The organism is Nocardiopsis eucommiae, from assembly GCF_965344335.1.
Classification (GTDB): domain Bacteria; phylum Actinomycetota; class Actinomycetes; order Streptosporangiales; family Streptosporangiaceae; genus Nocardiopsis; species Nocardiopsis eucommiae.
This window is the reverse complement of the sequence record NZ_CBDRIY010000006.1, coordinates 39,782-60,942: the sequence shown is the minus strand read 5'-3', so window position 1 is coordinate 60,942 and position 21,161 is coordinate 39,782. Positions and strand designations below refer to the sequence as shown.

Below are 21,161 nucleotides of genomic sequence, written 5' to 3'. Positions count from 1 at the left end.
CGAGGAGGCTTGAGTTGAGCAGTGAAGACGAACGTCTGGTGACGGCTCTCCGGAGCGCGATGAAGGAGAACTCGCGTCTTCGCGCCGAGCTGGACCAGCGGTCCGAACCCGAGCCGATCGCGATCGTGGCGACCGGCTGCCGCCTCCCGGGCGGGGTCGACACCCCCGAACAGCTGTGGGACATGGTCTCCCAGGGGCGTGAGGCCCGGGGGCCCCTGCCGGACGACCGGGGATGGGACCTTCCAGGGCTGCTGGACGGTCTGGACGACGAACGGCGCCTCGCCATGGACCGGGGCTCGTTCCTGCGCGACGTCTTCGACTTCGACCCGGCCTTCTTCGGCATCTCGCCGCGTGAGGCCGAGGCGATGGACCCCCAGCAGCGGATCCTGCTCGAACTGGCCTGGGAGACGCTCGAACGCGCGGGCATCGCCCCGACCTCCCTGGCGGGTACCGACACCGGGGTCTACGTCGGACTCGCCTACCAGGAGTACGGGCCCCCGGTGCACGGGGTGACCTCGGACGGCGTCACCCTGACCGGTATCTCCGCGAGTGTCGCCTCCGGTCGCATCTCCTACTGCCTGGGGCTCGTCGGTCCCGCGCTGACCGTGGACACCGCGTGCTCCTCCTCCCTGGTCGCCCTCCACCTGGCCGTGCGCGCCCTGCGCGACGGCGACTGCTCGCTCGCGCTGGCCGGTGGCGCCACGGTCATGTCCGGGCCCGGCACCCTCACCGAGTTCACCCGCCTGCGAGGGGTGGCGGCCGACGGCCGCTGCAAGGCGTTCTCCGGGGGCGCCGACGGAGCCTCCTTCTCCGAGGGCGCAGGAATGGTCGTCCTGGAACGCCTCTCCGACGCACGCCGCCACGGGCACCCGGTCCTGGCCGTGGTCCGGGGCGGAGCGGTGAACCAGGACGGCGCCTCCAACGGGCTCACCGCGCCGAACGGTCCGTCACAGGCCCGCGTGATCGGCCGGGCGCTGGCCGACGCGGGACTGACCACCTCCGACGTCGACCTGGTCGAGGCGCACGGCACCGGTACGCCGCTGGGTGACCCGATCGAGGCGCAGGCGCTCATCGACACCTACGGTCGTGGTCGTCCCGAGGGGCGGCCCCTCTGGTTGGGATCGCTCAAGTCCAACATCGGGCACCCCCAGGCCGCCGCCGGGGTGGCCGCGGTGGTCAAGACGGTCGAGGCGCTGCGCCACGGCGTCATGCCGCCCACCCTGCACGCGGAGACGCCCAGCACGCACGTGGACTGGGACGGCGGGGTCCGGCTGCTCCACGAGTCCCGCCCGTGGGAGGACACCGGCGGGCCGCGCCGTGCCGGTGTCTCCTCGTTCGGCATGAGCGGTACCAACGCCCACCTGATCCTGGAACAGGCCCCCGAGCCTCAGGCCGTCGAGACGGCGACGGGGGAGCCCGCCCCCGTGGTCGGTGCGTCGGTGACCGGCGCCACCGCCTGGCCCCTCTCCGCCCGGAGCCCCGAGGCGCTCACCGCCCAGGCGGCCCGGCTCCGCGTTCACGTCAGCGAGCGTCCCGAGCTCGCGCCGAGCGACGTCGGCCGGTCACTGGCCACCACGCGATCGGCGTTGGAACACCGGGCCGTGGTCGTGGGTCGCGACCGAGCGGAGCTCCTGGCCGCGCTGGCCTCCCTGGAGTCCGGGACTCCGGGCGCGAGCACGGCGACCGGCCGGGCGCGACCCGATCGCCGCCCCGTGCTGGTCTTCCCGGGGCAGGGCGGGCAGTGGGAGGGCATGGCCGTCGACCTGCTCGACTCCTCCGACGAGTTCGCCCACCACGTCGCAGCCTGCGAGAAGGCCCTGGAACCCCACGTCGGGTGGAGTCTCACCGATGTGCTGCGCCGCCGGGAGGGGGCTCCCTCCCTCGACCGGGTCGACGTCGTCCAGCCCGTTCTGTGGGCGGTCATGGTCTCCCTGGCCCGCCTGTGGATGGCGCACGGACTCACCCCGGCCGCGGTGGTCGGTCATTCACAGGGGGAGGTCGCCGCCGCGCACATCGCCGGGGCCCTGTCCCTGGAGGACGCCGCGAAGGTGGTGGCGGTGCGCAGCTCCGCCGTGCTCGACCTGGCCGGTACCGGCGCGATGGCTTCGATCGCCAGTCCTGAGCGGGCCGTGCGCGACCGCCTGGCGTCCTCGCGGGGTCCGGTCTCCGTGGCGGCGGTCAACAGCCCGACGAACACGGTCGTGGCGGGTGCGCCCGACGCCGTGGCACGGGTGGTCGAGGAGTGCGAGGCCGACGGTCTCCGAGCCCGGACGATCGCCGTCGACTACGCCTCCCACACCGCCGCGGTGGACGTCCTGGCGGACCGTGTCACGGCGGGACTCGCGGGCGTCACCCCCGGACGTCCGATGATCCCCTTCTACTCCACCGTGACCGGTGCGGCCGTGGACGACCGTCCCCTGGACGCGGAGTACTGGTTCCGGGGTCTGCGCGAACCCGTGCGCTTCGCCGAGGCCACCCGTGCCCTGGTCGACGCCGGGCACGACGTGTTCGTCGAGGTGGGGCCGCATCCGGTGCTGACTCCGGCGGTCCAGGAGACCTTGGAGGAGGCCGGGGCACGCGACGCCGTGGCGCTGGCGACCCTGCGCCGGGACGAGGGCGGACCGGTCCGGTTCCTGACATCCCTCGGGCAGGCGCACTCCCACGGGGTCGAGCTCGACTGGGCGCCGCTGTTCGACCAGGGTGCCGCGCGGGTCGCCCTGCCCACGTACGCCTTCCAACGCCAGCGCTACTGGCGGCCGGGCCCCGGCTCGGTCCCGGAGCGGGGCACCGGTGCGGCCGACGCGTCGCTCGCTCCGCCCGACGGCTGGACCTACCGCGAGGAGTGGGTGGCCGTCCCGGAGGCGGCCGCGTCCCCCTCTCCCACGGCCGGGGGCACCTGGCTGCTGGTCGGGACCCGGCTCGGGCCCGCCCTCAAGGAGTGCGTGCGGAGCCTGGAGTCGCGCGGCCACCACGTCCGTGTTCTCGACCTGCCGGACGACGCGGATCGGCATGCCGTGAGCACGATGGTCGGTGCCGCGTGCGAGGGTGTCGGGGACGTCGCCGGAGTCCTGTTGGCCACCTCCGTGGGCGCTGGCCCCGGAGCGGTCCGCCCTCCGTCCGCCGCACCCGCCCACCGGGACGCCGTTCTCCTCCTCCAGGCCCTCCTCGACACGGGTGTCGCGGCGCCGCTGTGGTGCCTGACCAGCGGTGCCGTCGAGAGCGGCCGGGGTGTGAGCGACCCCGCCGCCGCGCTGCTGTGGGGCTTCGGCCGCGTGGCGGCCCAGGAACACACTGATCGCTGGGGCGGTCTGGTCGACCTCCCCGATCCGGAGGACTCCCACAGCGGGGACGCGCTGGCCTCGGTCCTGAGCGGCCAGGCCGCCTTCGGCGAGGACCAACTCGCGGTGCACGGGTCCAGGGTGCTTGCCAGGAGGCTCGCGCGTGTGACCGTCGACACTGACGGCGCGCGCGAGTGGCGGCCCGCCGGCACCGTGCTGGTCACCGGGGGGACCGGTGGTCTCGGCGCGCACACCGCACGGTGGCTCGCCGAACAGGGCGCGAAGCACCTCCTGTTGCTCAGCCGCAGGGGTCCTGACGCTCCCGGGGCCGAGGAGCTCACCGCCGAACTGCGCGCGGCCGGCGCCGAGGTCACCCTGCTCGCCTGTGACGTCGGCGACCGCGCGCGGCTCGCCGAGGCGCTGGACGCCGTACCGGCGCACCTGCCCCTGACAGCGGTCTTCCATACGGCGGCGGAACTCGACGACGCCCCCGTGGCCGATCTCGATCCGGAGGGCATCGCCCGTGTCCTGCGCGCGAAGGCGGATGGAGCCGTGCATCTGCACGAGCTCTCGCAAGGGCATGATCTGTCCGCGTTCGTCATGTTCTCCTCGGTGGGAGCGGTCTTCGGCGTGAGCGGGCAGGGCAACTACGCGCCCGCGAACGTCTTCTGTGAGTCCCTCGCCCACCACCGCAGGTCCCTGGGTCTGCCCGCGACATCGATCGCGTGGGGAGCCTGGGAAGGTGCGGGGATGGCCGGTCGGGAGGCCGTGGCCGGGCTCCTGCGCAGGCACGGACTGCCCACCATGAAGCCCTCCCCGGCGGTGGAGGGGCTGCGCCGGGTCCTGGACCACGACCTCACGGCGTTGGCCGTCGCCGACATCGACTGGCCGCGCTTCCGACCGGCCTTCACCGCGAACCGTCCCAGCGCGTTGATCACCGGCGTCGCCCCGAGTGCCTCCGGTGGCACCGTCGCACCCGCCCGCGGACCGGGCGCCGGGTCCGCGTCCGAGCCGCTCGGGGATCTGAGGGCCCGACTGGCCGGGGCCGGGCGCGCCGACCGCGTACGTGCGCTCACCGATCAGGTGTGCCACCACGTCGCGGCCGTCCTCGGGTACGGCTCCGGCGACGTGGTTCCGGTGGACCGTGGACTGAAGGACCTGGGCATGGACTCGGTCACCGCCGTGGAGCTGCGCAACCGGCTCACCGCGCTGACCGGAGCCCGCCTCTCCCCGGCCGTCGCCTTCGACCACCCCACCTGTGACGCGCTCGGCCGTCACCTCGAGGAACGAGTGTTCGGCAGCGCGGAGCAGATCGTCCTGGAGCGCCTCGACGGCCTCGCGGCCGCGCTCGACGAGTACGAGGAGACCGACGGTTCACGTGTCGCGGAACGACTCCGCGCCCTGCTGGGGCGCCTGGAACCGGGGGCGGCGGAACGGGCGGGGCGGGACGCCGACGGCTCCGCGGTGGCGGCGACCTCGCGAGAGGAGCTCTTCGCGCTCATCGACGAGACCCTGGCCGACTGAGCCCGCCAGTTCCCGGCCACAGAGGACGGCCGATGACGGACCCCACCCACCACAGACCATTCCGGCACCAGCGCCGCGACGCGAATCGGCAAGGCCCCACCATGACTGACGACGCACAGGTTCTCGACTACCTCAAACGAGTCACGGCGGACCTTCGCCGCACCCGAGCGGAACTCGACCGACGCCGTGAGCGCGACTCCGAGCCCATCGCCGTGGTGGGCATGGGGTGCCGCCTGCCCGGAGGGGTGGACGGACCCGAGGGGCTCTGGGACCTGTTGGACCGGGAAGCCGACGCCATCGGCGATCTGCCCGAGGACCGGGGCTGGGACATCGAGGATCTGCGGGGGCGCCCCGGTATGTCCTCGGGAGGCGGATTCATCCGGGACGTGGCCGGGTTCGACGCCGCCTTCTTCGGTGTCTCCCCACGTGAGGCCGAGGCGATGGATCCGCAGCAGCGGCTCATGCTGGAGGTGACGTGGGAGTCCCTGGAACGTGCGGGGATCGATCCCCACTCTCTGGCCGAGTCCAGCACGGGTGTCTTCACGGGGATCAGCACCACCGACTACGCCCGGGTCACGACCTCGGGCCGGGTCCCCACCCCCGAGGGAGCCGAGGGCTACCTGATGACCGGCACCGCCGCGAGCGTGGCCTCGGGTCGGATCGCCTACACGCTGGGTCTTCGCGGCCCGGCGTTGACGGTGGACACGGCCTGTTCCTCCTCGTTGGCCTCCGTCCTGCTCGCCGTGCGCTCCCTGCGTCAGGGCGAGTGCACGCTGGCCCTGGCCGGAGGCGCGACCGTGATGTCCGGTCCTTCCCTCTTCCTGGAGTCCGCCAAGCAGGGAGTGCTCTCCCGTGACGGGCGGTGCAGGGCCTTCGGCGACGGGGCCGACGGAACCGGGTTCGCGGAGGGGGCCGCCTCGCTCGTACTGGAACGGCTCTCGGACGCCGAACGCCACGGTCACCCCGTCCTGGCGGTCATCCGGGGCGGCGCGGTCAACCAGGACGGCGCCTCCAGCGGACTGACCGCGCCGAGCGGCCCCGCGCAGAGCCGCGTGATCCGCGCGGCGCTCTCCGACGCCGGAGTGGGGCCCGACGACATCGACGCGGTGGAGGCCCACGGCACCGGGACCGAACTGGGCGACCCGATCGAGTCCGACGCCCTCCTGGAGGTGTTCGGTGCCCGGACCGGCGGCGAGCCCCTGTGGCTGGGGTCGGTCAAGTCGAACGTGGGACACACCCAGGGGGCCGCGGGGGCGGTCGGCGTCGTCAAGATGGTGCTGGCCCTGAACCGGGAACGGCTGCCGAGGACCCTCCACGCCGACCGGCCCACGTCTCTGGTCGACTGGGCCTCCGGCGGGGTCCGGCCGCTGGCCGAGGCACGGGATTGGCCGCGTGGGGAGCGCGTGCGCCGCGCGGGGGTGTCGGCCTTCGGTATCAGTGGGACCAACGTCCACCTCGTCCTGGAGGAGGCCCCGGCCCCCGTCTCCGGGACCGACGGCGCCGCCCCCCCTGAGCCGGAGGCCGCTCGGCCTCTGGTCGAAGGGAGGACCGCGTGGCTGCTGTCCGCGCGCGACGAGTCCGCGCTCCGGGACCAGGCCGCGCGCCTCGCCGCTCGGTTCACCGGCGTCGCCGGTGACGCCCCGTCACCGGAGAGCATCGCTCGCTCCCTGGCCACGACGCGCGCGCGGTTCGCCGAACGCGCGGTCGTCGTCGGCGGACCGGAGTCCCTCGAGCGGGGGCTGCGCGCCCTGGCCGACGGAGAGGTCGTGGAGGGCACGGTCACCGGTGTGGCTCGGCGGTCCGGTCGCGCGGCGCGACCGGTCTTCGTGTTTCCCGGCCAGGGAGGTCAGTGGGCGGGCATGGGCCGGGACCTCATGGCCGACTCACCGGTCTTCGCGGCCTCCGTGGCCGAGTGCGAGCGCGCCCTGGCCCCCCTGGTCGACTGGTCGTTGTCCGCCGTCCTGCGCGAGGAGCCCGGGGCGCCGACGTTCACGGGGAAGGGCGCCGCCGCCGACGTCCTGCAACCCGCCGTCTGGGCGTTCCTGGTCTCCCTGGCCCGGATGTGGCGCGCCGCCGGGGTCGAACCCGCCGCCGTGGTCGGCCACTCCCAGGGCGAGGTGGCGGCCGCGTGCGTGGCCGGGATCCTGTCGATCGAGGACGGCGCCCGGGTGGTCGTCGCTCGCAGCCGTGCGCTGGCGAAGGTCGCGGGTGAGGGCGGCATCGCGGTGGTGGGGCTGGCCCCGGACGTCGTCGCGAGCCTCTTCGACGGAAGGCAGGACCGACTGGTCCTCTCCGGGATCAACGGCCCCACGACGTGCACGGTCGCCGGTACCGCCGAGGCGGTGGACGCCTTCGTCGCGGCCCGGGAGGCGGAGGGGACCTTCGTCCGTCGGCTTCCGATCGACTACGCGTCCCATTCCTTCGCCATCGACCGTGTCGAGGAGGAGGTGCGGTCCGCACTGGCCGAGATCACGCCTCGGCGGGGTACCGTGCCCTTCCACTCCACCGTCGCCCCCGGACCGCTGTGGAGGGCGGGGGACGAGCCCCCGGCGTCACCCCTGGACGGAACCTCGCTCGACGCCGACTACTGGTACCGGAACCTTCGCCACGGAGTGCTCCTGGAACCGGTGGTGCGTCGTCTGGCCGAGGCCAGCGGGGCGTTCGTCGAGGTGGGGCCGCATCCGGTGCTGTCCGTGCCGATGCGCGAGACCCTGGAGGCCGTCGGAGCCGGAGTCCGCCCCCTCGTCCACACCCTGCAGAGGGACCAGGACCCCGGAGACCGGTTCCTCGCCGCCCTCGCCGAGGCCCACTGCCAGGGGGTGGAGGTCGACTGGGGGCGCGTTCTGGGCGGGGGCGGCGGCCACGTCGACCTGCCCACCTACCCCTTCCAGCGTCGCGGGTACTGGTTGAGGGAGTCCGCGCTCTCGGACGACCCCGCGGCGATGGGCCTCAGCTCCGTCGACCACCCCCTGATCGGTGCCTGGACCACGATCGGTACGACCGGACAGACCCTCTTCACCGGTCGGTTGGACAGCGGGCGCGTCCCCTGGCTGTCCGAGCACACGGTCTCCGGCCGAGCGATCCTGCCCGGAACCGCCACGGTGGAGCTGCTCCTCCGGGTCGGGCGGCTGTGCGACCGGCCCGAGATCGTCGAACTCACCCTCACCCATCCACTGGAACTGGACCCCGACGGGCCTGGTCTCCCGATCCAGGTCGTCGTCGAGCCGTCCGAACTGCGCGGCACCCGGGCGTTCCAACTCCTGTCCTCGGCTGACGGTCGGACGTGGACCTCGCACGCCGAGGGTCTCCTGGGCCCCGCGACCAGGACGCCCGCCCCCGTGCTGGTCCCCCCGGGCGCCGAGGCGAGCGAACTCGCGCTCTCCGCCGTCTACCCGCTCTTCGAAGCCCTGGGCCTCCAGTACGGCCCCTCCTTCCGGGGCCTGCGCGAGGTTCGAACCCTCGGTTCCCGTACCTGGGCGGAGGTCGGCCCGGACGCCCTGCCCGCCGACGCCGCCGCCCTGACCGGACCGCACCCGGTTCTGTTGGACTCCGGGCTCCAGTCACTGCTCCTGCAAGAGACGGGCTCGGACGCGTCCCGGCTGCTCATGCCCTTCGAGTGGGGCGGGGTCCGGCGCTACGGGGACCGCGCCCCCGAACGGGTGCGGGTACAGCTCACCCGGACCGGTGACGACACCTACGAGGTCCTGGTCGTCGACCCCGAGGGCGCCCCCGTCCTCAGCGTCGATTCCCTCACGGTCCGGGAAGCGGCGTCGGCGGTTCGCGCGGACCGGGACGCCCTCTTCCACCTGGAGTGGGAGGAGGTCAGCGCACCTGATGCGGCCGTGACCGCCGACCCCGGAACCTGGGCCGTGTCCGGCGGTGCCGCTCTGGGCATCGACCGTGGCCCCGAAGACGGGGACGAGGCGCCCGCCGTGGTGGTCGTCGACGAGGGGCGCACAGGGGGCGCCGCCCCCGAGAGGACACACGAGCGGTTGCTCGGGACGGCCTCCCTGCGCGGCTGGGTCGAGGACGAGCGCTACACGACCACGAGGTTCGTCGTGCTCACCCGCGGCGCCGTGCGCCTGCCCGGGGACACCGAGCCGTCGATGGATCCGTCCGGAGCGGCGCTGTGGGGACTCGTCGCCACCGCGGAGACCGAGAACCCGGGGCGTTTCCTGTTGTTGGACGCCGATCGGGCCGACGTCGATCTGGTCCGGGCCGCCCTGGCCACGGGAGAACCTCGTCTGGCGGCCCGGGACGGCCGCCTCCACGCACCGCGCCTGGCGCGTAGCCTCACCAAGGCCGACGAGGGTTCCCACCCGCCCGCCCGTAGTCCCGGCTGGCGTCTGGACGCCGACGGGCGGGGCGTCGTTGACGGGCTCACCTACGTTCCCGTGCCCGACCGCCCTCTGGCCCCTCACGAGGTGCGGGTGTCGGTCCGCGCCGCCGGACTGAACTTCCGTGACGTCCTGATGACCGTGGGCATGACCCCGGAGCCGGGTGACATCGGCAACGAGGGGTCCGGTGTGGTGCTGGAGACCGGATCCGGGGTCAGGGACCTGAGGCCGGGTGACCGCGTGATGGGGCTCTTCCCCGGGGCCTTCGGTCCCCTGGCGGTGGCCGACCACCGTTACCTGGCCAGGGTTCCGGAGAGTTGGGACCACGCGGAGGCGGCCGCCGTCCCCGCCGTCTACCTGACCGCCTACCTCGTGCTCGTCGACGAGGTGAAGCTCCGGGCGGGGGAGACCGTGCTCGTCCACTCCGCCGCCGGGGGCGTCGGCCAGGCGGCACTCGGCCTGGCCCGGCACCTGGGAGCTCGCGTGCTCGCGACGGCCAGCCCCGGGAAGTGGGACCTGCTCAGATCCTCGGGGCTGACCGACGACGAGATCGCCCACTCGCGCGAACCCGGTTTCGAGGAGCGCTTCCGCGCGGCCGCCGGAGGCGTGGACGTGGTCCTGAACTCGCTCACGGGTGACGCGATCACCGCCTCCCTCCGCCTGCTCTCGGAGGGCGGCCGGTTCGTGGAACTGGGGCACAACGAGCTGCTGGGCAGGGACGACGTTCCCGAGGACGTCACCTACCTGCACTTCAACGTCATGGAGGTGGGGCCGGAGCGCATCCAGCGGGCCTTCGCGGCACTCCTTCCCCTGTTGGTGGACGGCACCCTGACCCGTGGGCCCCTCACCCGGTACCCGATCGAGGAGGCACCGGAGGCGTTCCAGGTCATGCAACGCGGCCACAACGTCGGCAAGGCGGTATTGGAGCTGTCGACCCGCTTCCGGCCCGGGGGGACCGTCCTGGTCACCGGCGCCATGGGACGTCTCGGCGCCTTGGTCGCCCGGCACCTGGTGCTCCGGCACGGTGTCGAGAACCTGCTCCTCGTCAGCCGCCGGGGCCGGGAGGCCCCGGGCGCCGACGAACTCGTCGCCGAGCTCACCGGTCTCGGGGCGAACGTGCGGGTCGAGGCCTGTGACGTCACCGACGAGCAGCAACTGCGGCTGCTTCTCGACGACGCTCCGATCACCGCCGTCGTGCACACGGCGGCCGTGCTCGACGACTCCACCTTCACTGGTCTGACCGAGCAGGCCCTCGACCGGGTGCTGGCTCCCAAGGTCGCGGGCGCCTGGAACCTGCACCGTCTCACCGCCGACCTCGACCTGGACGCCTTCGTCCTGTTCTCCTCGGCGGCCGGAGTGCTGGGCAGCGCGGGCCAGGCCGCCTACTCGGCCGCCAACGCGTATCTGGACGCGCTCGCCGAGTACCGGAGGGAGCGGGGCCTGCCCGCGCAGTCCCTGGCGTGGGGGCGCTGGCTGGTGGAGACGCGGGAGTTCGCGGAGATGAACGAGGTCAGCGCGAACCGGATGGCCCGCACCTGGGGTGTCGAGGGGATCGGTGACCGGGAGGGGTGTGCCCTCCTCGACGCCGCCATGGCGACGAACCGTCCCCACCTGGTGCCCTCACCCCTCGACCTGGTCGGACTCCGTGCCCGGGCGGTCACCCAGGGGCCCGTTCCGGCCCTGATGCGCGGGCTGGTCCGCACACCCGACCGAACGGGGCCGGACACCGCACCGTTGGCCGCGGCGTCGCCCGGACCCGAGCGCCGGGCACTGATCACGCGCAGGATCAGGGAACGGGCAGCGGAGATCCTGGGCTACCGCGAGTACGGCGCGCGGCAGGAGTTCCCGGAGTCCGGTTTCGACTCGCTGACCTCGGTGGAGCTGCGCAACCACCTCCAGGACCTGACCGGTCTGCCCCTGCCGGTCACCCTCGTGTTCCAGCACAGCAACCCGGAGGTCCTGGCACGGTACCTGGACCAGGAGATGGGCGAACCGGTCGACGGGGGGGACCTCGTCCCGGATCGGGAGAGGCTGGGTCACACGCCCCGGGACACGAGTGCCAGGGACAGTCTGGTGGGTCTGTTCACGGACGCCTGTGTGCGACACCGACCGAAGGAAGCCGTCGGACTCGCCCTGGCCGCCTCGCGCACCCGGACGGTCTTCACCGGTGACTCTCCCCCCGCCACCACCACCCTGGCCACCGGCCCCGAGGAACCCGTCCTGATCTGCCACCCGTCTCTGGTGATGACCTCGGGCCCGCACGAGTTCGCGCGGTTCGCCAGTCGCTGGCAGGGACGCCGCCGCGTCCACGTGGTCTCCGCTCCGGGCTACCTGGAGGGCGAGGACCTCCCCGCCGACCTGGACACCTTCGTGCGGACCCAGGCCGACCAGGTGCTCACCGTCGCCGAGGGGCGCCCGTTCGTCCTGGTCGGACGGTCCTCCGGCGGATGGACGGCGCACGCCGTGGCGGAACGTCTCGCGAGCCGGGGGAGGGCTCCGGAGAAGGTAGTCCTGCTCGACTCGGTGGTGCCCGGGGACGACGAACTCCTGCCCATGGTGTCGGAGTTCGTGACCGATCGGGCCCACCAGTTCGAGCTCCTGGACACCCCCCGGCTCACCGCGATGGGGGCCTACCTCGACCTGTTCTCCGGGTGGCGCCCCTCGGAGTGGCGGGGTACGACGGTTCAGGTGCGGCCCACGGAGGCGGTGGTCACCGCCTCCGGTGCCAAGCTCGGACTGGGCTGGGGCTGGCCGACCGGGCACGTCCGGGTCGAGGTGCCGGGCGACCACTTCACCATGATGGAGGAGTGGGCGCCCCACACCGCGGAGGCCGTCGGACGAGTCGTCTCGGAGGGCGGTGCCACGGACTGACCCGGAGCCGCGGACCCCGGGTGGCCGCACGTCCGGTGTGGGCACCCGCTCCGGAACAACTCCGACATCCCGGGCGTTGCCCCTGAGGCGCGCCCGGGACGTCCGCTTCGGCACGGGCACGTGCCGTCCCGATCCGTGCCCGCCGGGAAAACCGGTTGCCAGCCCTCCTAACCTTGAGTACTGATGAGCACCACCACGCCCGCGCCCGCCACGGACCAGCTCCGTTCCCGGTTGCGCGACCTCATGCCCGCCGACCGGCACCGGCTGCGTCGCCGTATCGACGGTCTGGCCAGAATCCGTGACGAGCGCCGTCGCGCCTCGGTGACCGCCCAGATCTCGGGCGACATCGACCGCGCCGAACTCCGGGTGGGGCTGCGCCGCGAGGCCGTCCCCGAGCTCAGCTACCCCGAGGACCTGCCGGTCAGCGCCCGGCGCGAGGACATCGCGGAGGCCATCCGCGACAACCAGGTCGTGATCGTCGCCGGGGAGACCGGCTCCGGGAAGACCACCCAGCTCCCGAAGATCTGCCTGGAGCTGGGACGCGGCGTCATGGGCACCGTGGGCCACACCCAGCCCCGCCGCCTGGCCGCCCGCACCGTCGCGGAGCGCATCGCGGACGAGATCGGCACACCCCTGGGCGAGACGGTCGGCTACAAGGTCCGGTTCACCGACTCCTCCAACGACAGCACGCTGGTCAAGCTGATGACCGACGGCATCCTGCTCGCGGAGATCCAGCACGACCGCATGCTGCGGCAGTACGACACGCTCATCATCGACGAGGCGCACGAGCGCAGCCTCAACATCGACTTCCTGCTCGGCTACCTCAAACAGCTCCTGCCCAAGCGGCCGGACCTGAAGGTCGTCATCACCTCCGCGACCATCGACCCCGAACGGTTCTCCCGCCACTTCGACGACGCGCCCATCGTCGAGGTCTCCGGGCGCACCTACCCGGTCGAGGTCCGCTACCGGCCCATCTCCGAGGACATCCTCGACCCCGAGGAGAGGAACCCCGGGCCGGGCACCGACAAGGACCAGACCCAGGCCATCCTGGACGCCGTCGACGAACTCTCCAACGAGGACCCCGGGGACGTCCTGGTCTTCCTCAGCGGCGAACGCGAGATCCGCGACACCGCCGAGGCCCTGGAGAAGAAGAAAATCCGCGGCCTGGAGGTCCTGCCCCTCTACGCCCGGCTCTCGGTCGGCGAACAGAAACGCGTCTGGTCCCGGCACGGCGGCCGCCGCGTCGTGCTGGCCACCAACGTCGCCGAGACCTCGCTGACGGTCCCCGGCATCAAGTACGTCATCGACCCCGGCACCGCGCGGATCTCCCGGTACTCCCACCGCACCAAGGTGCAGCGCCTGCCCATCGAGGCGGTCTCGCAGGCCTCCGCCAACCAGCGCAAGGGCCGCTGCGGCCGTGTCTCCGACGGCATCTGCATCCGGCTCTACTCCGAAGAGGACTTCCTCTCCCGCCCGGAGTACACCGACCCCGAGATCCTGCGCACCAACCTCGCCTCCGTCATCCTGCAGATGGCCGCGCTGGGCCTGGGCGACGTCGCCGCCTTCCCGTTCGTGGACGGCCCCGACCACCGGCAGATCAAGGACGGCGTCAACCTGCTGGCCGAGCTGGGCGCCCTCCAGCCCGAGTCCAGGGACGAACCGAACCGCCAGCGCCGCCTGACCGCGATCGGCCGCCGCCTCGCCCAGCTCCCCATCGACCCCCGTCTGGGCCGCATGGTCCTGGAGGCCGAGAAGCGCGACTGCCTGGCCGAGGTCATGGTCATCACCTCGGCCCTGTCGATCCAGGACCCCCGCGAGCGCCCCACCGAGAAGCAGCAGCAGGCCCAGCAGGCGCACGCCCGGTTCACCGACAAGGAATCGGACTTCCTCGCCTTCCTGAACCTGTGGAACCACCTGCGCGACAAGCAGCAGGAGCTGTCCGGCAACCAGTTCCGCCGCATGTGCCGCGAGGAGTTCCTCAACTACCTGCGCGTGCGCGAGTGGCAGGACATCCACGGGCAGCTCAAGCAGGTCCTGCGCACGATGGACATCGAGGTCCCACCGCTGCGCGAGGAGGCCGCCGACCCGCGCTCCGTGCACATGTCACTGCTGGCCGGCCTGCTCTCGCACGTCGGTCTCAAGGACCCCGACAAGCACGAGTACCTGGGCGGCAGGGGGGCGCGGTTCGCGATCTTCCCCGGCTCCGCGCTGTTCAAGAAGCAGCCCCGCTTCGTGATGGTCGGCGAACTGGTGGAGACCTCCAAGCTGTGGGGGCGCATGGTCGCCAGGATCGAGCCGGAGTGGGCCGAGGAGCTCGGCGTCGACATCGTCAAGCGCGGCTACAGCGAACCGCACTGGGAGCGCAAGCGCGGCGCCGTCATGGCCTACGAGCGGGTCACCCTCTACGGGGTGCCCATCGTCGTCCAGCGCAAGGTCTCCTACGGGAGGATCGACCCCGAGCTCTCCCGTGAGCTGTTCATCCGCCGTGCCCTCGTCGAGGGCGACTGGGAGACCCGGCACCAGTTCTTCCACGACAACCGCAGGCTGCTCGACGAGGTCGAGGACCTGGAGCACCGGGCCCGTCGCCGCGACATCGTGGTGGACGACGACACGCTGTTCGACTTCTACGACCGCCGCGTGGCCGACTCCGCCGTCTCCGCCGCCCACTTCGACTCGTGGTGGAAGAAGGCCCGGCGCACCGAGCCCGCGCTCCTCGACTTCACCCGCGAGGAGCTCATCAACGACGGGGTGGAGGGCGTCAGCGAGGACGACTACCCGGACGTGTGGCGCCAGGGCGCGTTCGTCTTCCCGCTCACCTACCAGTTCGAGCCCGGGAGCGACTCGGACGGCGTCACCGCGCACGTCCCGGTGAAGTTCCTCAACCAGGTGGAGAACACCGGCTTCGACTGGCAGATCCCCGGCCTGCGCGACGAGCTCATCACCGCGATGATCCGTTCGCTGCCCAAGCCCCTGCGCCGCAACTTCGTGCCCGTCCCGGACCACGCGGCCCGGGCCCGGGCCGGGGTCACCCCCTACGAGGGTTCCCTCACCGAGGCGCTGGCCGCCGAGCTCACCGTGATGGCGCACGGAGAGCGGGTCCGCCCGGAGGACTTCCAGCTGGACCGGGTCCCGGACCACCTGCGGATCACCTTCCGCGCCGTGGACGACCGGAAACGCACCCTGGCCGAGTCCAAGGACCTCGAACAGCTCCGCGCCAAGCTCAAGCCGCGTCTGCGCGAGGCGATCGCCACCGAGGCCAAGGGCGTGGAGAAGAAGGGGATCACCTCCTGGGACTTCGGGCCGCTGGAACAGACCCTGGAACGCAAGGCCCTGGGCCCCAAGGTGAAGGGGTATCCCGCGCTGGTCGACGAGGGCGAGAGCGTCGCGATCCGCATCTTCGACACGCGCCCCGAGCAGCGCGCGGCCATGCGCGCGGGCACCCGGCGCCTGCTCATGCTCACCATCCCGTCCCCGGCGACGGCGGTCAGCAAGGGCCTGAACAACCCGGACAAGCTCGCTCTGGCAGACAACCCGCACGGGTCGATCCGCAGGATGCTGGAGGACGCCGAGGCCGCCGCCGTCGACCACCTGCTCACCCGCGAGGGCGGGCCGGTGTGGAACGCCGACGACTTCGCCCGGCTCTCCGACCGGGTGCGCGCGGACCTGGGTGACACCCTCGCGGAGATCCTGGACCGGACCGCCCGCGTCCTCGTCCTGTGGCGCAAGGTCAGCAAGAAGGTGAAGGGCACCACGTCCCTGGCGGTCCTGCCCTCGCTCAACGACGTCCAGGGACAGCTGGGCGACCTCGTGGGCGACGGGTTCGTCACCCGTGCGGGGCTGGGCCGCCTGGACGACGTGCACCGGTACCTGCGCGGCGTCGAGTACCGGCTGGGCAAGCTCCCCGAGAACCCGCGCCGTGACCAGGTCAACATGTCCAAGGTCGAACAGATGCGCCAGGCCGTGGCGAAGGTCCGCGGGGCGCTTCCCGCGGGCCGGGCCGACGACCCGGACGTGGAGGAGCTGCGCTGGATGCTGGAGGAGTACCGCGTCAGCCTCTTCGCCCAGGAGCTGCGGACCGCCTACCCGGTCTCGGACAAACGCATCATGAAGGCGATCGAGGCCGTCAAGGAAGCGTCGAAGCGGCCCTAGGCCAGGGGGCGGCCCGCACGGGCCGCCCCCGATCCCTACCGGGGGCCGGGTCCGGCGGCGGCGTGCCTTCCGGCCTTCGCCTCGAAGAAGTCGCCGCCCTTGCGCAGGGCGTCGTCGGTGCCCCAGGACTCCTCCGCGCCGACCCGCCGCAGGTGCGGGATGTGCTTGCGGCAGTGGATGTAGGCCTCCTCGACCTGCACCATCATCCACATCTGCGCGCGCTGCCCCGGCACCCGTGCCAGGGGCAGGCCCGGGACGTGCGGGCGCAGGGTCTCGTCCTCCATGATCTTCACCCGGCCGTTCACGTGCAGGCCGATCCGCTCCCGCTCGAAGTCGAGGAACATCAGCCCGATGTGCGGGTTCTCCAGGATGTTGCCCGCGCTGGCGAACACGCCGTTACCCCGGTACTCGGGGTAGGCCAGGGTCCGGTCGTCGATGACGTGGACGAACCCGGGGGGCCCGGCCCGGAAGCTGGAGTCGCACTCGCCCCGGGCGTCCGCCGTGGCGATGAACAGCATCTCCTGGCGGGAGATGAACTCCTTCATGAGCGGGTTCAGGTGGTCCAGCATCTGGTCGTTGTAGAAGCGTTCGGCCCGTTCGGCGGTGCCCATGACCGCCTGCACGTGGCGCTCTCCGTCGGTCCCGGGCGTACGGTCCTGCTGGCTCTGAGTCATGAACGAGGCTTTCGACGGGGGTGAGAGGAGGAGGGGAACGGTGCCCGCGTCAGCGTCGCCGGTGGGACGCGTGCGCGGGCTGGGAGGCCTGTTCGGCCCCGGCGATCATGTTCGCGGTGATCCACTGGTAGACGAGCACCCAGGCCGAACTCATCGAGGACGACCAGGTGGGGGAGACCTCGCTGACGGCGCGGACCAGGGCGCGTCCGACGTGCGGGTAGTGCTCGGGCAGCACCCCCAGCTCGTCGCGGTGCTGACGCCCCAGACGTTGCAGGTAGCGGGCCACGTCGTCCGGGCTGTCCAGGTACCGCACCACGGACAGCAGGGCGTCCGCCATGCGCTGCTGTTGGGGCTTGATGTCCTCCGAGAACATGCTCCGCACCTCGGGGACCATCATGAACAGGTTCTCGTAGAAGGACCTGGCCAGGCGCGTGGAGCCCTCGGGGATGTCCACACAGGACTGACGTACCAGTTCGATGATCTCCTGGTCGGGCAACGGAACTTCGGACAGTGAGCGATGGGTCAAGACGAATCCAGACGTCGGGTGAGCGGGGAACCACGGAACGCGATGGGGGACCCGTGAACCGAGGGCCGGGTTCCTCTGGCGGTGGTCTTCGTCCGCGGGGAATCACTCGATCCCGCGGGTGCAGCGCCGATACGGTATCCGTTCGCGGCCTCGTCGATCCGAGGCCCGGAACCCGGAGATGAACGGGACAGGTCGGTGTGAGGGGGACCTGACCACCGTTAATCGGGCTGTTGTGGAGGAACTGTAACAGAAGGGCTACGTGAGTCAGAGGTTTCTCTTGGTAACCAGTGGGCGGGCCTGGCCGGAGCCCACCTCACGCGTCCTTCCCCACCGGCGAAGGGGGCGGTAGCATTCCGGCCGTGGTCTGGACCACGATCCTGCCCGAGGCGACGGAAACGAGGCACCCTGTGGACACACCACGACGGCTCCTGTTCGTGGGGACCTACACCCCCGACTCCGACCCGCCCGGAAAGGGCGAGGGCATCCAACGGGTCTGGTTCGACCCCGAGACCGGCGAGCTGACCCCGGACGGCGTCGCCGCCCGCACCACGGGACCCTCCTTCCTCGCGTTCCGCCCGGACCCGCCCACGGTGTACGCGGTCAACGAGAGGGCCGAGGGTGCGCTCACCGCGTTCCGGGTGCACGGGGACGCCACCCTCACCGAGCTCGGCTCCGTGCCCACCGGCGGCGGCTCGCCCTGCCACGTCCGCTACCTGGGCCCCGAACGGGTCGCGGTGGCCAACTACGCCAACGGCGTGGTGACCCTCCAGCCCACCGGTGAGGACGGCGCACCCACCGAACCCCGCCGCGAACTCGCGCACCGGGGGCGCGGCCCGGTCACCGACCGCCAGGACGGGCCCCACGCGCACAGCACCGCCGTGGTCCTCGACGCGCACGACCCCCGGCTGCGCTACCTGCTCGCCGCCGACCTCGGCACGGACGAGCTGCGCGTGTACCACTACGCGACCCCGCTCAACGAGGAGAACCAGGGACCGGCGCCCGACATCGACGAAGGCCTGCTGGGCACCGTCCGGCTGCCCTCCGGCACGGGTCCCCGGCACATGGCCGTCAACGGCCGCCACGTGTACGTCACCGGGGAACTGGACTCGCGCGTACACGTCGTGCGCTGGAACCCCCGCAACGGCACGGGGGAGCACCTGGGGTCCGTCCCCGCCGTGGGCGACCCCCTTCCGGACAACTTCCCGGCAGAGATCGCGCTCCACCGCCTCAAGGTCGAGGGCCGCGAGATCGCGGACGGCGACGCCCTCCCGATGACCACCACCTACGAGGGGCGCGTCTACGTCTCCAACCGTGGCGCGGACGCGGTCTCGACCTTCGCCGTCCGTGACGAGGGCGCCCGCCTGGAGCACCTGGCAGACACCCCCGTGGGCGCCTGGCCCCGCCACTTCACCGTGGTCCGGGGACACAACGGGCAGCCCGACCACCTGGTCGTTGCCGCCCAGAACGGGGACTCCCTGATGTCGCTGCGCATCGACCCGGACACGGGCGTCCCCGTCGACACCGGCCACCGCCTGGACGTCCCGGTCCCCGTCTGCGTGCTGCCCGTCCCCATCAAACGCATCCGCAGGGCCGAGGCCCAGGGCTGACCGGGGGGCGTCGAACCACCGCGACCTCCCGGCCACCGGCGCCCCGGCGCCTCCGGTGTGATCCCGGTCCTAGGCGAACCCCTACAACAGGTGTGCCCGGGTTCTGTGTGCCCCGCCTCCTGCCGCACGTCCCCGCATAACGGACAATGGACGGTGATCCGCTCCCGACACCTCCCCGAAGGGGACCACGCATGCCCACCACCGTGACGGCCCACGTCCGCTACCGGGGCCTCACCGCGCGCGACCTCGCACTCGTCGCCGTGTTCGCCGCGCTGATCGCCGCGCTCAGCGTCACCGTCGCCATCCCCATCGGGCCGGTGCCGATCACCCTCCAGACCCTGGGCATCATGCTCGCCCCCAGCCTCCTCGGGTGGAAGCGCGGCAGTCTGGCGATCGCCGCCTTCCTGGCCCTCGGCCTGGCCGGGCTTCCCCTCTTCGCGGGCGGGCGCGGCGGCCTCGCCGTCCTGGCCGGGCCCTCGGCCGGGTTCATCGTGAGCTGGATCTTCGCCGCCCTCGTCATCGGCCTCCTCACGGACCTCATGGTGGCGCGCGGGAAGTACGGCTTCTGGCGGGGGCTGCTCATCAACCTGCTGGGCGGGGTCGTCGTCATCTACGCCATCGGCGTCCCCTGGATGGCGGTGGTCCTCGGGGACGGCGTCCTCGCCGGGGCCCTGTCCATGACGGCCTTCCTCCCGGGCGACGTCGTCAAGGCCGTCGTCACCGCCGCGATCGCCAGCGCCGTCTTCCGCGCCTACCCCATCCCCCCGGCGGGCCGACCGGTCATCGACGACCGGGTCGCCCAGGAGAACGACTGATGCTCCGCCTCGCAGGGGTCTCCCACGCCTACGACGGCCGCACGGTGCTGCGGGACGTCACCCTCGACCTCGCCGAGCACCGGATCGGCGTGATCGGGGCCAACGGCTCGGGCAAGTCCACCCTGGCCCGCACGCTGAACGGTCTGGTACTGCCGGACACGGGCCGGGTCTCGCTCGGGGAGTGGGACACCCGACGGCACGCGAAGCAGGTCCGGCGCAGGGTCGGCTTCGTCTTCTCCGACGCCGCCAACCAGATCATCATGCCGACGGTGGCCGAGGACGTGGAGATCGGGCTGCGCTCCCTGAGACTGGGTCGCGAGGAGACCGCCCGCCGTGTGGACGAGGTCCTGGAGCGCTACGGGCTCAGCGACCACCGCGACCACCCCGGACACCTGCTCTCCGGCGGCCAGAAGCAGCTCCTCGCGCTGGCCTCGGTGCTGGTGACCGGTCCCGAGATCCTCGTCTGCGACGAACCCACCACCCTGCTCGACCTGCGCAACACCCGCATGGTGCACCGCACGCTGGCCGGGCTCGACCAGCGGGTCGTCCTGTTCACCCACGACCTGGACCTGCTCCCCGACTTCGACCGCGTCCTGGTCATGGCCGAGGGCCGGGTGGCCTTCGACGGCGCACCCGACGACGCCGTGTCCTTCTACACCAAGCTCATGGACCAGGCGGACGGCGCGTGAGTGCCATCGGGCTGTACGTGGCGGGCACCGGGCCCCTGCACCGGGTCTCCGCCGGACCCAAACTCCTGGGTCTGCTGGTGGTCGGCGTCGCCCTCGTGGCCGCCGCCGACCCGTGGGTGTCCCTGGGCGCGCTCGTCGCGAGCCTGCTCGCGTACCCGCTGGTCGGGCTGCACCCGCGCCGGGCCCTGGGGGTCCTGCGGGCACTGTGGCCGTTCCTGCTGGCCATCGGGGCGTTCCAGGCACTGTTCGGGGCCTGGGAGGAGGGGCTGCGGCTGTGTGCCCAGCTCGCGTCGCTCGTGCTGCTGGCCAACGCCGTCACCCTCACGACCCGGGTCCGCGAGATGCTGGACCTCTTCGAACGCCTCGCCCGTCCGCTGCGCCACGTGGGGGTCAACCCCGACCGCGTCGCGCTGGTGCTCGCCCTGACCGTTCGGTCCATCCCGATGGTCGCCTCCGCCTGGCGCGCCGCCCGGGAGGGCTACCGGGCGCGGGGCCTGTCCGGGCGGCCCCATCTGCTGGTCGTGCCGGTGATCGTCCAGCTGCTCCGGATGGCCGACGCCACCGGTGAGGCGCTGGTGGCCCGGGGGATCGACGAGGACACCCGCGTGCGCGTGGACTGATCCGTACCGATTCGGTATCCGACGGGTGATTCGTGCCGGTCGTCCGGGGATAATGTCCGGCACCAGTTCCC

At 72.4% G+C, this 21,161-nt stretch carries 9 protein-coding genes; 7 read left to right on the top strand and 2 right to left on the bottom strand.

The genetic code is table 11. The features are described from left to right. Window positions 1-14: 14 nt before the first annotated feature. The 3 genes from ACRWK8_RS05360 (at window position 15) to hrpA (ending at window position 16,159) form a co-directional block, all read left to right on the top strand. Window positions 15-4,802 (top strand): type I polyketide synthase, encoded by a 4,788-nt coding sequence (locus ACRWK8_RS05360; RefSeq protein ID WP_431868690.1) that lies wholly within the window; start codon window positions 15-17, stop codon window positions 4,800-4,802. 101 nt (window positions 4,803-4,903) lie between these two features. Then, window positions 4,904-12,010 carry an SDR family NAD(P)-dependent oxidoreductase gene (locus ACRWK8_RS05355; protein WP_431868688.1) on the top strand — a complete coding sequence of 2,369 codons (7,107 nt, stop codon included), beginning with the start codon at window positions 4,904-4,906 and terminating at the stop codon, window positions 12,008-12,010. A gap of 183 nt (window positions 12,011-12,193) precedes the next feature. Continuing rightward, complete coding sequence (gene hrpA / locus ACRWK8_RS05350; RefSeq protein WP_431868686.1) at window positions 12,194-16,159, top strand: ATP-dependent RNA helicase HrpA; 3,966 nt, start codon at window positions 12,194-12,196, stop codon at window positions 16,157-16,159. Between the two features lie 35 nt (window positions 16,160-16,194). Here hrpA and ACRWK8_RS05345 read toward each other — a convergent pair whose 3' ends face one another. Together ACRWK8_RS05345 and ACRWK8_RS05340 are read right to left on the bottom strand one after the other, a co-directional pair. Next, on the bottom strand, window positions 16,195-16,833 hold the full coding sequence (locus ACRWK8_RS05345; protein ID WP_378737414.1) for a pyridoxamine 5'-phosphate oxidase family protein: 639 nt from the start codon (window positions 16,831-16,833) through the stop codon (window positions 16,195-16,197). Between the two features lie 49 nt (window positions 16,834-16,882). Beyond that, complete coding sequence (locus ACRWK8_RS05340; protein ID WP_378737412.1) at window positions 16,883-17,359, bottom strand: globin domain-containing protein; 477 nt, start codon at window positions 17,357-17,359, stop codon at window positions 16,883-16,885. Window positions 17,360-17,766: 407 nt separating this feature from the next. Between ACRWK8_RS05340 and ACRWK8_RS05335 the strand changes: the two genes are divergently transcribed. The 4 genes from ACRWK8_RS05335 (at window position 17,767) to ACRWK8_RS05320 (ending at window position 21,090) form a co-directional block, all read left to right on the top strand. Further along, the gene (locus ACRWK8_RS05335) at window positions 17,767-18,966 is read left to right on the top strand and encodes a lactonase family protein (protein ID WP_431868795.1); all 1,200 of its coding nucleotides are present in this window, start codon (window positions 17,767-17,769) and stop codon (window positions 18,964-18,966) included. Window positions 18,967-19,157: 191 nt separating this feature from the next. Next, a complete protein-coding gene (locus ACRWK8_RS05330) occupies window positions 19,158-19,781 on the top strand; it encodes a biotin transporter BioY (RefSeq protein WP_378737410.1) in 624 nt (207 codons plus the stop codon). After that, window positions 19,781-20,470: an energy-coupling factor ABC transporter ATP-binding protein gene (locus ACRWK8_RS05325; protein ID WP_378737408.1), complete on the top strand. Its 690-nt coding sequence runs from the start codon at window positions 19,781-19,783 to the stop codon at window positions 20,468-20,470. The genes ACRWK8_RS05330 and ACRWK8_RS05325 overlap by 1 nt, the downstream gene beginning before the upstream one ends. Then, the gene (locus ACRWK8_RS05320) at window positions 20,467-21,090 is read left to right on the top strand and encodes an energy-coupling factor transporter transmembrane component T family protein (protein ID WP_378737406.1); all 624 of its coding nucleotides are present in this window, start codon (window positions 20,467-20,469) and stop codon (window positions 21,088-21,090) included. Before ACRWK8_RS05325 ends, ACRWK8_RS05320 begins: the two co-directional genes overlap by 4 nt. Window positions 21,091-21,161: the final 71 nt, after the last annotated feature.